The 13,241-nt window shown below is 71.2% G+C and carries 12 protein-coding genes and 1 tRNA gene; 6 read left to right on the forward strand and 7 right to left on the reverse strand.

Annotated features, from left to right (window positions below; translation table 11 throughout):
- Nucleotides 1-193: 193 nt before the first annotated feature.
- Entirely contained in the window at nt 194-1,666 is a 1,473-nt protein-coding gene (locus tag OOJ91_RS20510) for a hypothetical protein (protein ID WP_266247214.1), read from the forward strand.
- 4 nt (nt 1,667-1,670) lie between these two features.
- On the opposite strand, the gene OOJ91_RS20515 is transcribed toward OOJ91_RS20510, so the two are convergent.
- Nucleotides 1,671-2,441: a CPBP family intramembrane glutamic endopeptidase gene (locus OOJ91_RS20515; protein WP_266247216.1), complete on the reverse strand. Its 771-nt coding sequence runs from the start codon at nt 2,439-2,441 to the stop codon at nt 1,671-1,673.
- 144 nt (nt 2,442-2,585) lie between these two features.
- Here OOJ91_RS20515 and OOJ91_RS20520 point away from each other — a divergent pair, with 144 nt between their 5' ends.
- Nucleotides 2,586-3,701: a globin domain-containing protein gene (locus OOJ91_RS20520; protein ID WP_266247217.1), complete on the forward strand. Its 1,116-nt coding sequence runs from the start codon at nt 2,586-2,588 to the stop codon at nt 3,699-3,701.
- A 67-nt stretch (nt 3,702-3,768) separates the two neighbouring features.
- Here the strand turns inward: OOJ91_RS20520 and OOJ91_RS20525 are convergent, their stop codons facing one another.
- Nucleotides 3,769-5,298, reverse strand: coding sequence for a peptide deformylase (locus OOJ91_RS20525; protein ID WP_266247218.1), 1,530 nt, complete (start codon nt 5,296-5,298; stop codon nt 3,769-3,771).
- Between the two features lie 336 nt (nt 5,299-5,634).
- Between OOJ91_RS20525 and OOJ91_RS20530 the strand changes: the two genes are divergently transcribed.
- Nucleotides 5,635-6,411, forward strand: coding sequence for an IucA/IucC family C-terminal-domain containing protein (locus OOJ91_RS20530; RefSeq protein ID WP_266249779.1), 777 nt, complete (start codon nt 5,635-5,637; stop codon nt 6,409-6,411).
- A 36-nt stretch (nt 6,412-6,447) separates the two neighbouring features.
- Here the strand turns inward: OOJ91_RS20530 and OOJ91_RS20535 are convergent, their stop codons facing one another.
- Complete coding sequence (locus OOJ91_RS20535; RefSeq protein ID WP_266247220.1) at nt 6,448-8,277, reverse strand: hypothetical protein; 1,830 nt, start codon at nt 8,275-8,277, stop codon at nt 6,448-6,450.
- Between the two features lie 211 nt (nt 8,278-8,488).
- On the opposite strand from OOJ91_RS20535, the gene OOJ91_RS20540 reads away from it, so the two are divergent.
- Nucleotides 8,489-9,199: a class I SAM-dependent methyltransferase gene (locus tag OOJ91_RS20540; protein WP_266247222.1), complete on the forward strand. Its 711-nt coding sequence runs from the start codon at nt 8,489-8,491 to the stop codon at nt 9,197-9,199.
- A 120-nt stretch (nt 9,200-9,319) separates the two neighbouring features.
- Here OOJ91_RS20540 and OOJ91_RS20545 read toward each other — a convergent pair whose 3' ends face one another.
- Nucleotides 9,320-9,862, reverse strand: a complete 543-nt coding sequence (locus OOJ91_RS20545; protein ID WP_266247226.1) for a YbhB/YbcL family Raf kinase inhibitor-like protein — start codon at nt 9,860-9,862, stop codon at nt 9,320-9,322.
- 147 nt (nt 9,863-10,009) lie between these two features.
- On the opposite strand from OOJ91_RS20545, the gene OOJ91_RS20550 reads away from it, so the two are divergent.
- The gene (locus OOJ91_RS20550) at nt 10,010-10,165 is read left to right on the forward strand and encodes a hypothetical protein (RefSeq protein ID WP_266247228.1); all 156 of its coding nucleotides are present in this window, start codon (nt 10,010-10,012) and stop codon (nt 10,163-10,165) included.
- A 325-nt stretch (nt 10,166-10,490) separates the two neighbouring features.
- On the opposite strand, the gene OOJ91_RS20555 is transcribed toward OOJ91_RS20550, so the two are convergent.
- Both OOJ91_RS20555 and OOJ91_RS20560 read right to left on the reverse strand, forming a co-directional pair.
- Nucleotides 10,491-11,003 (reverse strand): hypothetical protein, encoded by a 513-nt coding sequence (locus OOJ91_RS20555; protein WP_266247230.1) that lies wholly within the window; start codon nt 11,001-11,003, stop codon nt 10,491-10,493.
- A 377-nt stretch (nt 11,004-11,380) separates the two neighbouring features.
- Nucleotides 11,381-11,467, reverse strand: a tRNA-Ser gene (locus OOJ91_RS20560).
- A 311-nt stretch (nt 11,468-11,778) separates the two neighbouring features.
- Between OOJ91_RS20560 and OOJ91_RS20565 the strand changes: the two genes are divergently transcribed.
- On the forward strand, nt 11,779-12,756 hold the full coding sequence (locus OOJ91_RS20565; protein ID WP_266247231.1) for an NAD(P)H-quinone oxidoreductase: 978 nt from the start codon (nt 11,779-11,781) through the stop codon (nt 12,754-12,756).
- Here the strand turns inward: OOJ91_RS20565 and soxR are convergent.
- Nucleotides 12,739-13,197, reverse strand: coding sequence for a redox-sensitive transcriptional activator SoxR (gene soxR, locus OOJ91_RS20570; RefSeq protein WP_266247232.1), 459 nt, complete (start codon nt 13,195-13,197; stop codon nt 12,739-12,741). The two genes, OOJ91_RS20565 and soxR, sit on opposite strands and share 18 nt — an antisense overlap.
- Nucleotides 13,198-13,241: the final 44 nt, after the last annotated feature.

The raw sequence follows: 13,241 nt of genomic DNA on the forward strand, positions 1-13,241 counted from the left end.
CCCCGTGTTTCGACGCTGTGCGGCGGCGTGATCGGGACTACGCTCCATCGATATGCAGGAGCAGCCGCCGAGCGAGCCGACCCGTCGAGAGCCTGCTGAAAGAGCGCGTCGACGCTCTCCGCGGCCCACCTTCACGCCGCCGACCGCCGCCGAGCAGCCCGACGAGACGGCAGCACCGCCGGCAGCCGCTCCGGTGAGCCCGCGTCCTCGACGGGCCAAGGCTGCCCCGGCCGTGCTGTTCCAGCCACCGGACCCGGAGCGTCCCCTGCCCCGGCAGCCGCGCCGCTCGTCTCCCGCATCCAGCGTCCCATCCGCCGCCAACCAGGCGAGCCCGCCAATCGACGCCCCACCTGCGGACCAGGCTGGCCCGCCGGAGATCACTCCGGCCAACGACCAGGCCGACCCGCTGGAGATCGTCCCAGCCCTCGACCAGGCCAGCCCGCCGATGAACACTCCGGCCAAAGACCAGGCCAGTCCGCCGGAGACCGCCCCAGCCACGGACCAGGCCAGTCCGCCGGAGACCGCCCCAGCCACGGACCAGGCCAACCCCTCCGGCGGCACCCCGGCAGCGGGGATGGACCAGCCGGGCAAGCGGGCTACCCCCGGCAGGACGGCCACTCCCCGCAAGAAGGCCCTCCCCGCGAAGAAGGCCCTCCCCGCCAAGAAAGCCACCCCCACCCAGCGGGCGACCTCAGCCAGGCAGACCGCCCCGGCCAACGAGGCCACGCCCGCCAGAGCAGCGGCCCCGGCCAACGGGATCACCCCAGCCAGAGCAGCCACCCCGAGCAACGAGGCCACCCCCGCCGGGGAAGCCACCCCGAGCAACGAGATCACCCCGGCCAGCGAAGCCGCCCCGGCCAACGAGATCACCCCGGCCAGGAAGGTCTCCCGAGCCAGGAAGGCCGCCCCGGCCACCAAGCGCGCCGCGGCCCCGCGCCAGAACGCCACCCCCACGGAAGCCACGTCGACGCCGCAGCCGTCGACCGCGCTGGCCACAGCAGCGGACGACCAGGTGCCGGCTTTGGGGCGTACACCGGAATCGGATGTGCGGGCGGTGGTCGCCCGCCTGCGCGACCACCCGGGCTTCGCACCGGAGTTGCTGGCGCTGGAGGCGGTCCGGGCGCTCGGTCCGGGCGCCGCCGAGTGGGCCGAGCGGCTGCGGGCCCGGTATCCGGACGCGCCGGCGGACGGCCTGGCGCGGCTGGCGACCCGGCGGTACGTGCGGGCGGCGGGCGCGGGAGGGGCGGCGGCAGCTCTGGCTGGGCTCTTCGCGCCGCTGGCGGAGCTGGTGTCGGTGCTCTGGACCCAGTCGAACCTGGTGCTGCACCTGGCGGCGGCGTACGGCCGGGATCCGGCGCATTCCGACCGGGTCGCGGAACTGTTGGTGTTGACCCAGGTGCATCCGGACGCGGCGAGCGCGCGGGAGGCGTTGGCCGGTGCGCGGGAGGCGGGCGATCCGGTCGAGGGGACGTGGCCGAGGGCGGCGGAGGCCGCGTGGCGGCTGGCGGCGCCGCTCACCGCCCAGGCGGGCGGCTGGGTGGCGTTGCGGTTGGCGTCCCGCCTGTTGCCGGGCGCTGCGGTTGTCGCCGCCACGTTGGGTGACGCGGCGGCTGCCGATCGGTTGGCCGCACGTGCGGTGGCCGCCTACCGGCCGGGCCGGCGCTGACCGGTCAGAGCCAGGTGAACCAGTCGCGGGGCAGCAGCGCGTAGCCGACGAAGGCGACCACGTCGAGCACTGTGTGCGCGATGACCAGCGGCAGCACCCGCCGGGTCCGCAGGTAGAAGAGGCTGAACACGACGCCCATGATCGCGTTGCCGACGAACGCGCCGAAGCCCTGGTAGAGGTGGTAGCTCCCGCGGAGCAGCGCGCTGGCCGCGATGATCGCGGCGAGCCGCCACTGGAGCTGGCGCAGCCGGGTGACCAGGTAGCCGACCACGATCACCTCCTCCAGCACGGCGTTCTGCACGGCGGAGAGGATCAGCACCGGAACCGCCCACCAGACCGACGGCAGTGCGGCCGGCACGAGCGTGGCGTTGATGCCGAGCTGCGCCGCCGCCCAGAACAGCGCCAGGCCGGGCAGGCCGATGAGCGCGGCCAGGCCGGCACCCCGGGCCAGGTCCTGACCGGGTCGCCGCGCGTCCAGGCCGAGGGTCCGCGCCGGGTCGCCGGGGTCGCGGCTGAGCAGGTGTACGGCGAGCAGCACGGGTAGCAGCGCGAAGACGATGCCGAGGAGCTGGTACGTCAGGTCCAGCCAGGGGCGGGCCGACGCGGAGGTGTTGAGCGAGGCGGTCTGCTTGGAGAGCGGGCCCTCGGCGGTCAGCTTCGCGATGATCGAGACCACCGCGTAGACCGCGGACTGGCCGAGGGAGAGGCCGAGAACCAGCAACGTCTCGGTCCCCAGCAGCCGGCGGGACACCTGGCGGGTCAGCTCAACGGTCACCGCACCACTCTGCCCGACGGACGGCACCACGGGCACGGCCGATCGGCCTGCGTGAACCGATCGCACATTCTGTGCGACCAGTGAGCACGCTCCGTGGAGATTCTATGAGCGCCCGATCCGCTGCCGTCTGGAGAAGGAGCACCGGTGGACAACGTCGCACGGTTGCTGAAGGAGAGCTGGACCCTGGTCGAGGAGGACCGGGAGCGGCTGAGTGGTCACTTCTACGCTCGGCTGTTCCTGCTCGACCCCGCCCTGCGGCAGCTCTTTCCGGTGCAGATGACCGGCCAGGGTGATCGCCTGCTGGAAGCGATCATCACGGCGATCCACACCCTGGACGACCCGGAGAGCTTCGACGAGTTCCTCCGGGGGCTGGGCCGAGATCACCGCAAGTACCAGGTGGCCGACAAGCACTACGCGACGGTGGGGGTGGCCCTGCTGGACGCGTTGCGCAGCATCGCCGGCGATGGTTGGAACCTGGAGTACGACCAGGCGTGGCGGGACGCGTACGCGGCGATCGCGGCGAAGATGATGGCCGGGGCGACCGATGACGACAACCCGCCGTTCTGGCACGCCGAGGTGCTGACCCACGAGCGGCACGGCCCGGACATCGCCGTGCTTACCTGCCGGGCCCTGCAACATCCGCTGCCGTGGCGTGCGGGCCAGTACGTCAGTCTGGAGCTGCCCCGCTTCCACCCGCGGGTGTGGCGGAACTACTCGGTGGCGAACGTCCCGAACGACGACAACGTGCTGGAGTTCCACGTACGCAGCCCCGGCGCGGGGTGGGTGTCCGGGGCGCTGGTCCGCCGGGTGCGACCCGGGCACCTGCTGCGCCTGGCGGCGCCGATGGGGTCGATGACCCTGGACCGGTCCTCCGAGCGGGACATCCTCTGCGTGGCCGGCGGCGTCGGGCTGGCACCGGTCAAGGCGCTGGTGGAGGAGTTGGCCAGCTACAACCGGACGCGATGGGTGCACGTCTTCTACGGCGCCCGGCACGCGACGGACCTGTACGGGCTGGCCGGCCTGCGGGAGCTGGTGGGCGCACACCCGTGGTTGTCGGTCACCGCGGCGTGCAGCGACGACCCCGACTTCGACGGCGAGTTGGGCGACATCCCGGACGTGGTGGCCCGGTACGGCCCGTGGACGACGCACGACTGCTACGTCTCCGGGTCGGCGCAGATGGTCCGGTCGACGCTGCGGGTGCTCGCCGCGGACGAGGTGCCCCCGCCGAACATCCGCTACGACACGTTCGGCGACATCTAGACGTTCCTCCCCCCACACCGGGGCGCGTGCCCCTGCCCCCTGGGGCACGCGCCCCGGTCCCCCTTGCTCAGTAGCGCCAGGGTTGCCCCGTCTCCCGGTATTCCTCCACCGGCACCAGCGGCACGCCGGGCGCCATCCGGTCGACGTAGAGCCGCCCCTCCAGGTGGTCGATCTCGTGCGCGACGAGCCGGGCCATGCCGAACTCGAACGAGGTGATGATCCGGCTGCCGTCCCACTGGGCGTGTTCCACGTCGAGTCGCAGCGGTCGGGGCACCAGACCCCGGTGGTCGAAGAAGGAGAGGCACCCCTCGTACTGCTCGTCGGTCTCCGGGTCGGCGTCGACCACCCGGGGGTTGAGCAGGACGACCGGTTCCGCCGACCGGTCGGGGGGTCGGACCACGGCGGCGGCACGGCCGATGCCGAGCTGCGGTGCGGCGATTCCCACTCCCTTGCTGAACGGGTGCAGATCGTCGAGCCGGGACAGCGCCATGGTGAGCCGGTCCACGACGTCCCGGGCCACCTGTTCCTCGCCGGGCAGGTCGAACTGCCGGACCCGCTGACGGAGGAGGTCGGCGCCGCGCTGGACGATGCCGATCCCGCGCATCCGGTCGCTGGGGCGGACCCGGGCGGCGCCGGTGCCGGCGTCCGGGTCGGTGTCCGGTCGAGCACGGAAGCGCCACTGCATCCGGTAGCGGGCGTTGAGCGGCGGGGCGTCGGTCTGCCAGTCGTAGATCGCCCGGTCGCCCTCGTCGTGGCGCTGCGGCGCCGTCCGCAGCGGGCCCTCCTCCGCGGAGAGCGAGGTTTCCACGCCCCAGACCTGCGGGTCGAGGGCCGCCGGCAGGTCCAGGCGTACGGCGAGGTGCCGGGTGGGCAGCCGGACGGCACGCTGGAACCAGGGGCCCCACTTCTCGTGCCCGACGCTGTACGCGTACTCGATGATGGCCCGGTCGCCGGGGTAGAGCGGGAAACGCCTGTCACCGTTCTCGAAGAGCAGCCAGATCTCCTTGAACGCGTCCCGGTCGTGTTTTGCCCGCCAGTGCATCGGCTCCGGGTCGCCGCCGCCGTCGTCGCGGCGGGCCTGTAACTGCAGCTCGGCGAAGGTGAGCGGGTGTTCCCGGTGGTGCCGGTTGGAGCGGCCGGGGTCGTTCGGGTAGCGGTCCACGGCGACGCGGACGAGGTAGCGGGTGACGGGTTCGGTGCCGGCGTTGTAGAGCTCGCGGTGGATGACGCACCGGTACGCGTCGTCGGCATGGGTGAGGGTGGCCAGTTCCCGTTCCACGACGAGGCCGGTGCCGGGGGGCAGCCACTGGCCGGGCAGCGGGGGTTCGCGGTGCGGATGGCCGGAGCGGGCGTGCCGGAGGTCGTCGTACTCCCGGAAGCGCTGCCAGATCGCGCCGCTGGCCTCCAGAACGGCCTCGGCGCGGCGGGCGAAGTCCTCGGTCGGGCGGTGTCGCCGCCCCTCGACGTGGCTGACGTAGGACGGGTCGAACCCCATCAGGATGGCCAGTTGCTTCTTGGACAGGCCCCGCCCGGCACGGTGGCGGGCAAGCTCGGCCGCGAAGGAGTCGGCAGCCCGTTCGAGGGGTGACGTCGTCATCGGCTTCCTCGTGGCCGGGAGTATTAGTTTCACGTTCCGTGGCGAAGCGCACACGCATCTGCCACCTTGTCGACACAACGCTTGACAATCCACCGATGATGATCGATCCTGCGTCGGCGTTTTCGGAGGCCGGGCGCGGGTAGATACGGCGGGGCGCGGAGCGCTGCTCCCGCGGGGAGCCGGAGTGACCCGGACCTCCCGATCCGACCGAGGCAAGGCTTCCCTTAGGCCGACAGGCGTGGTTAGGCTAGCCTTAGCTCAGGACGGCGCTTGTCGTCCGCCGGGGGGCATGTCCCCCCGGTCACGCGGACGGGGGATGACACGGTGACAGCGGTGATGCCGAGGCGGGACGTGACCGCCACGCCGCTCGCCCCCGTCACCGCGGCGCTGCGGGCCATGTTCGGCACCGACGACCTTCCCGGTCTCGCCCGGGGCCTGCTTGTCGACGACGAGTTCGGCTGGGCGCCCGCCACCACCCTGATCGACGGCACCCGCCTGCCGGAGCTGCTGCGCGCGGCAAGCGTCCGCTGGGGTGGCACCCCGCACGCCTGCGCCGCGCTGGCCTGGAAGTCGTACAGCTACTGGACGGCGCTGCCGGTCGTGCTCGGCTGGGCCTCGGCCCGCCGGGTGCCGCTGCTCGACCCCTCCGACGTGCTGATCCACTTCGAGGACCACAGGCCCCTGCTCACGCTGGGCCTGCGCCGTGGCACCACCGTGGCGGTGCTGCCGAGCGACCCGCTGGCGCTCTCCGGCCTGCCGGAGGTGCGCGTGGTCGCCGGCGAAGCGGAGCTGCTGGCCGAGCTGCGTGCCTCCCTGCTCGACGCCCACCTGGCACCGCTGATCGCGGCGATCCAGGCGGAGGTGCGGGTCGGCACCCGTACGCTGCTCGGCTCGGTCGCCTCCGGCATCGCGCACGGCATCCTGCGGGCCACGGACGCGCTGCCCGGCTCGACGGTGGAGAGCATCGACACCGTGCTCGGCGCGCTCGACCTGGCGGACCTGATCGAGCTGGTGCCCGGTCCGACCGGTGAGCCGAGCGTGCAGCGGCGCACCTGCTGCCTGGCCTTCACGCTGCCCAGCCCGAAGGTCTGCCAGGGCTGCTGCGTCCGCTAGGGCCGAGCCCGCGCGTCCGTTCCGGGCGCAGCCCGCTCAGTCGGTAAGCGGCCGGACGTCCCACACCCACACCCCGCCGGTGAAGGCCGGCTGGATCCCGGTCAGCTCGGTCATGCCGCGGCGCAGTTCCATCTCGTGCTCGTGCGGCCCGAGGATCACCACGCCGGCCCGCCAGTAGCGCAGATCGTCGACGGCCTTGACCCGGCTCTGCGGGGTGATCGGCGGCACCGCGCCGGTCCGCCGGATGGTGGCGAAGAAGCTGCTGGTCGGCCGGGGCGGCGCGGTGAACAGCGCTACCTTCGGCGGCTCCGCGCTCGGGCGGGTGTCCGGTCCGAGGAAGTACCCGCGGGCCAGCGGCATGTCCAGCCGGGTCGCGGCGGACCAGCGCAGCGGCTCCGCGTAGGTGGTGTCCGGCAGCGGCAACGTCACCACACTGCGCCCACCGGCCACGTACGGCCGCCACGCCCCACCTGTCACGAAGGTGGGGACCGGGTCCAGTTGGACCACTGGCAGCGGGGTGGGCAGGATCGGCAGTAGGGCCATCGTCAGCACGGTCGCGGTGGCGAAGCGGATCTGCGGCCGGGCGGCCGGGCGCGTACGACCCAGTTCGCGGGCGTGCTCGGCGCCGTAGGCGAGCAGCACCCCGACGATCGGGGTGATCGCCAGCGCCCACCGGGTGGGCACCACCGAGTGCAGGATCGGCAGGTTCTCCAGCGCGGCCCAGGGCCCGGGCACGCCGGTGCCGTGACCGGCGAAGCGGATCTCCCGCCCGAGGGAGAGCACCGCGAAGAGCAGCCCGAGCCCGGCCAGCGCGAGCACCACCGCCGACCGCCGCAACCACCAGACCAGGGCGACCACAAGCACGAGCAGCGACCAACCGAAGAAGCTGTTCTCCTCGGTCGGGTTCTTGGCCAGCCCGGCGGCGGTTCGCGGACTGCCGGCCAGCGACTCCCGGGAGTACGCGACGAACGAGGCCAGGTCGCTTGAGTAGCCGCGGATCAGGCTGGACAGCCCGGAGTAGGCGCCGGGTCCGAAGAACTGCACATACAGCGGGTACGCCAGCAGCAGGCCCGCGACAACGGCGGCGACGGCCAGCCCGGCGAGGAAGGACCGGGCCCGTGGCCGCAGGGCGGGGCGGGCGAGAGCCAGCGCGCCGACGATCACGCCGAGCCCGATCGCGGTCATCAGCAGGATTTCCAGGTTGAGAAACGCCTGCCAGACGATCACCAGTGCGAGTAGCAGCCCGTTGCGCAGCCAACGGCCGGCGTCGGCGAGCCGCAGCGTACGCCAGATGATCAACGGGACGACGAACTGCGACACGATGTTCGGGTGCCCGTTGGCGTGCGACACCATGGCCGGCGCGAACGCGCAGAAGCCCGCGCCCAGCCAGGCCGGCCCTCGGGCCAGGACCAGGACGCGGGAGAGCAGGAAGTACCAGGCCGTGGCGGTGGCGATCATTCCGAGGGTGAGGAAGAGCAGGAATGCCGCACGCGGACCGAACAGCAGGGTGATTGGCGTCATGGGCAGCGAAATGGATAATACGGACGTATTTGCCATAAGGTTGACGCCCTCGGGCACGTTCATCTGATCCGAATGGAACGGGTAAGCGAAATGCGTGACCACTCGTGCACCGTGCGCCATCATCCATTCGAACTGCGACTGGTCCGAGCGGTTGTCCCGTACTCCGCTGCCCGGGTCCCACCAGAGGCGCCCGGTGATCCAGAAGCCGAGCACCACGAAGCTCAGTACGGCGGCCAGGTCGGTCCGCTTCCCGTTACGGCGCAACCGATCGCCGCCGCCGGCCTCCTCCACCGGCGACGCGGTGGCCGGGCCGTCGCCGGGCGCGTCCGGTTCGGGAGTAGTCATGACAATTCATAGGGTAGTCAGGCTATGACGGTGCCGTGACATGTTTCGGGGTACTGCCGTACTATGTGCCGGGTTCGCCGACCGCCGATCACGTGCCCACCCCCCGACCGCAATTCGGCCAACCGCTCCCCCGATTCTTCTGCCATCCAAGCGGATGATTCACTCTGTCGGTCCAGGCACGGGTCGAGTTCATATCGTGAGGAATCGACGCATGGCAGAAATCACTGGGGATCAGCGCGTCCAGTCCGAGGTTCTGGAGGGCCTGGCGACGGCCGTCAACCACCGCCGCTGGTTCGTCGAGCTGGCGGTGCCGTACCTCGGTGACGACCCCATCGAGATCGGCAGCGGCCTCGGTGACTACGCGCTGGAATGGTCACAGCGGCTGCCCCGGTTCACCGCCACGGAGGCCGACCCCGACCGGCTTGTGCAGCTCAAGGAGCGCCTCGCCGAGCAGCCGGGCATCGACGTCCGACAGATGCTGCTGCCGCACAACGACCGGGGGGACTACAGCGCCGCCGTGTCGTACAACGTCCTGGAGCACATCGAGGACCACGTGGGCGCGCTGCGCAGCATGCGCGACCTGGTCCGCCCCGGCGGCGCGGTGATCATCATCGTGCCGGCGTTCCAGTTCGCGATGAGCCCGGCGGACATCGCCACCGGCCACGTCCGCCGGTACACGAAGAAGACGCTCGGTACCGCGATGACCGAGGCCGGCCTCACGGTGGAAAAGATCCACTACGCGAACGCGCTCGGGTTGATCGGCTACTTCATGGCCACCAAGGTCTTCCGGCTGATGCCGAAGGAGGGGCCGATGGTCAAGGTGTACGACACAGTCGTCCTCCCCGCCACGAAGGCCGCCGAGCAGGTCGTCCGACCGCCGTTCGGCCAGTCCGTCTTCGCGGTGGCCCGCGTCCCCGCCTGACCAGTCCCAGCCCACCGCACGGTGCTGCACGACATGATCCACTCCGGGTCGCCGACCTGGGGGCATCCAGACGCCTGGACGCCTCCAGGTCACCGACCCGGGGTGGATCAGCCGTCGGGGTTACTCCTTGATCTGGTACGTCGGGCGGATCACCGCTCGCGCCAGGGTGTGGAAGGTCAGGTTGAAGCCGACGTACGCCGGGCTCGCGTCCGGGGTGAGGTCCAGGCGGTCGACGTCCAGGGCGTGCACCGCGAAGACGTAGCGGTGCGGGCGGTCACCGGGCGGCGGCGCCGTCCCGCCGTACCCCTGCTCGCCGTAGTCGTTGCGGACCGAGAAGGCACCGCCGAGGTCGGAGCCCGCCGCGCCGCCCGCGCCGCTGGGCAGCTGCGTGACGCCGACCGGGACGTTCACCAGCACCCAGTGCCAGAAGCCGCTGCCGGTCGGGGCGTCGGGGTCGTAGCAGGTCACGGTGAAGCTCTTGGTCTCGGCGGGGAAGTCCGACCAGGTCAGCTGCGGGGAGACGTTCTCACCACCGGTGCTGCCGTGGGCGTGCCGGGCGTCCATCGGCTCGCCGTTCTGCACGTCGTCACTCGTCAGAGTGAACGAGGGCACGGTCGGCAGCAGCTCGTACGGGTCCGGGGCGATCGGTCGTTCGAGGGTCATCGGGACGCGTCCTTCCGGGTGTTCGCAAGATTCCTCCGCCCTTCTTACCCCCTCCGGGTCGGCCGGACTCGGGAAGTACCGGGGTGCCGGGGGACGAACTGCCCGCCGCTATCGTTATCGACCGGCACCGTGGCGCAGGGGGACTTCTTGGCACGCATCTGGCGCGACTTCCTGGTCGCCGTGATCACCGCATTTCGCCGACCCGACGAGCGGAAGCTCGCTGAGGAGCGCCGACGCGCCATCGACCGCCTGGCCACGGAGACCATCCGGGACAACCGACGGGCCACCGAGCCGCCGGAGTGACGCCGCGGTTACCGGGAGTCGATCGCGCCGCGCACAGTCAGGGGACTCTGGCTCACCGGAGACAGTGACGTTCCAAGCGGTCAACGACGCCGGACATGCCCGATGGCCGGGCGGCTGGGCCGTCCGTCCAGCGACAGGGTCACCTGCTGCGAAGCCGGGACGCTCCGCTGTTCACGGAAGCAAGGGGGTGGGATTCACACCTACCGGGGAATCGCCACCTATCCGCTTCCACCTGCGGGGATAATTGTCGGATGCGCCATTATGGGCAGGGGCGCGAATTGACGATTCCACCTTCGGCAGAATTCGCGCCCCTGCCTTGTTCAGATCAGTAGCAGGGCGAAACGGAGTAGACAGGGTTCCAGTCGGCAGAACCAGTGGACGGGCTCTTTGCGAGGACCCGGATCGGGATGCCTTCGGAGCCGAGGAGGTACGGGTTAGGGGCACCGCTGGACTGGTTGTTACGCCAGTAGCCCGTACCCGTCCAGTTGTAGACGTCGTAGATCTTGCAATCGTAGAGGTAGAAGATCTTCCACACGGCACCGGCCCAGACCTGCGCACAGAAGTAGCCGTAGGAGCAGGTGTAGGTGCCGCCCGGCAGCACAGTCGACGTGCGGACGGACGGCGAGATCGTGGGCGACGCGGCGATTGCCATGTCAGTGGGCGCCGGGGGCGTGGTTACGAGAACACCGCCCGTATCGGAGTTCGAGGAAGCCGCCGCACCAGCCGACTCGGTGCCAACGGCTACCGATCTGGCTGCTGCGGAAGCTGTGGTGGGGACGCCGGTGGCCACGACCACAAAGGCCGCGGCCACGATCAGCGCACGCGAAAATCGCTGCATAGTAGTCCTCCCGTGATGGCATGTAACCGCCCCTACTACCCGAGCAGTATTCAGCATCGCAACGAATCTGTCGAGTGGTGTCACTGGGATTGACGGGCTTGCCCCTGGGGTATTGACACCTGCGGTGGAGTAGCGCGGAAATAGAGAGCGCGACAGACGGTTATGCGCAGGGCTTGGGATTCGAATGCGCGTCGTTGCCGCCCGACCGCACTCGAGACGCCAAGGGCAGCGCCGCGCTGGCACAGCGCCGTGAGGCTGCCGCTGCCGGACTTCCTACGCGGACCGGTCCTTCGACGACACGACGGCGGATCGGCCATCGACGGCCCGTCCGCAACCAGCGCTCGCCCCGATCAGGGTGCTTCTCGCGGGGCGCGCTGCGGAGGGTGTGGGATTCGAACCCACGAAGACATCGCTGCCTTACCGGTTTTCAAGACCAGCGCCATCGGCCACTAGGCGAACCCTCCCGGACCGCCACCCGCGGGTGTACGGCCGTGAACAGTCTGCCACGACACCCGCCGGTCGGCTCGGCGTCCCTCCCCGAATGCGCCGGCCAGGCGGTGGCCGCAGCGTCCACTGTGGCGCGGATCGCCGTCACCCGACGGGAATCGAGACGCGCGCCGCAGCGTCCAGCGGCGTGATCGACTCGGATTCCATGAAACCGGGGCATCGGACCGCCATGGATACCCCGGTTTCAAGGAACCCGGGGCCGAGTCTCGACGGGCGGGCAGCGGGGTGCTCCCTGCGGCCCACTGGCGCATCGGGTAAGACTGAGCCCATGCGAGCCATCACCGTTCCGCAGCCCGGTGGACCCGACGCGCTGGCCTGGGCCGAGGTCCCCGACCCGGAGCCCCGTCCGGGCGAGGTGATCGTCAGGGTGCGGGCCAGCGGGGTCAACCGCGCCGACCTGCTGCAACGGCAGGGGCACTATCCGCCGCCTCCGGGTGCGCCCACGTACCTCGGGTTGGAGTGCTCCGGGGTGATCGACGTGATCGGCCCGGAGGTGACCGGGTGGTCCGTCGGCCAGGAGGTCTGCGCGCTGCTGGCCGGCGGCGGGTACGCCGAGCGCGTCGCCGTGCCCGCCGGGCAGTTGCTGCCGGTGCCGTCCGGCGTCGACCTGGTCGACGCCGCGGCGCTGCCGGAGGTGGCCTGCACGGTCTGGTCGAACGTGGTGGGGGTGGGTCGGCTCGGCTCGGGTGACACGCTGCTGGTGCACGGTGGTGGCAGTGGGATCGGCACGTTCGCGATCCAGTTCGGGGCGGCTCTCGGCGCCACGGTCCTGGCGACGGCCCGCACGGCCAAGCACCCCCGCCTGCGCGAGCTGGGCGCGGCGCACACGATCGACTACCGGGAGCAGGACTTCGTCGAGGAGGTCCGCAAGGCCACCGACGGTCACGGCGCGGACGTCATCCTCGACATCGTGGGCGCGTCCTACCTGGGCCGGAACGTCGCCGCGCTGGCGACCGGCGGCCGGCTCGTGGTGATCGGGATGCAGGGTGGTCGCAAGGCCGAGCTGGATCTCGGCGCGCTGCTGACCAAGCGGGCAAGCGTCTCGGCGACGTCACTACGGGCCCGGCCGCTGGCGGAGAAGGCGGCTGTCGTCCGGGGCGTACGCGATGAGGTGTGGCCGTTGGTCGAGGCCGGCGTGGTCCGCCCGGTGGTGGACCGGCGGCTGCCGATTGCCGAGGCGGCGCAGGCGCATCGGCTTGTCGAGTCGAGCGACCACGTCGGCAAGGTGCTACTCACCGTCGGGTGACGCCTGGCGGGGCAGCATGAGGCGTGCGCCGGGGCCCTCGCCGGCCAGCGCGTCCCCCGGGTTGTAGAGGGTGCAGCGTTGCAGGGACAGGCAGCCGCAGCCGATGCAGCCGTCCAGGTCGTCGCGGAGTTTGGTGAGCAGCCGGATCCTCTCGTCCAGCCGGCCGCGCCAGCTCGCGGAGAGTCGTTCCCAGTCCTGCGGGCTGGGGGTACGGCCCCCGGGCAGCGATTCCAGCGCCTCGCGGATCTCGTCAAGCGAGACACCGACCTGCTGGGAGATCCGGATGAAGGCGACCCGCCGCAGTTCGGCGCGGGCGTAGCGACGTTGGTTCCCGCCGGTGCGGTCGGCGCGGATCAGACCGAGCCGCTCGTAGTAGCGCAGCGCCGACGGCGCGACGCCGGAGCGGACGGACAGCTCGCCGATCGTCAGTGCGTCCTGCATCACCGGTCCTTGAATTGAAGTCGACTTCAACTCAAGGTTAGCGA

This window comes from Micromonospora lupini (assembly GCF_026342015.1).
Taxonomy (GTDB): Bacteria; Actinomycetota; Actinomycetes; order Mycobacteriales; family Micromonosporaceae; genus Micromonospora; species Micromonospora lupini_B.

Bases quoted from the DNA above. Each gene is read 5' to 3' on its own strand.
- OOJ91_RS20565 (WP_266247231.1), top strand. From the start codon at position 11,779: ATGCGAGCCATCACCGTTCCGCAGCCCGGTGGACCCGACGCGCTGGCC.
- OOJ91_RS20545 (WP_266247226.1), bottom strand. From the start codon at position 9,862: ATGACCCTCGAACGACCGATCGCCCCGGACCCGTACGAGCTGCTGCCG.
- OOJ91_RS20525 (WP_266247218.1), bottom strand. From the start codon at position 5,298: ATGACGACGTCACCCCTCGAACGGGCTGCCGACTCCTTCGCGGCCGAG.
- soxR (WP_266247232.1), bottom strand. From the start codon at position 13,197: ATGCAGGACGCACTGACGATCGGCGAGCTGTCCGTCCGCTCCGGCGTC.
- OOJ91_RS20535 (WP_266247220.1), bottom strand. From the start codon at position 8,277: ATGACTACTCCCGAACCGGACGCGCCCGGCGACGGCCCGGCCACCGCG.
- OOJ91_RS20530 (WP_266249779.1), top strand. From the start codon at position 5,635: ATGCCGAGGCGGGACGTGACCGCCACGCCGCTCGCCCCCGTCACCGCG.
- OOJ91_RS20540 (WP_266247222.1), top strand. From the start codon at position 8,489: ATGGCAGAAATCACTGGGGATCAGCGCGTCCAGTCCGAGGTTCTGGAG.
- OOJ91_RS20555 (WP_266247230.1), bottom strand. From the start codon at position 11,003: ATGCAGCGATTTTCGCGTGCGCTGATCGTGGCCGCGGCCTTTGTGGTC.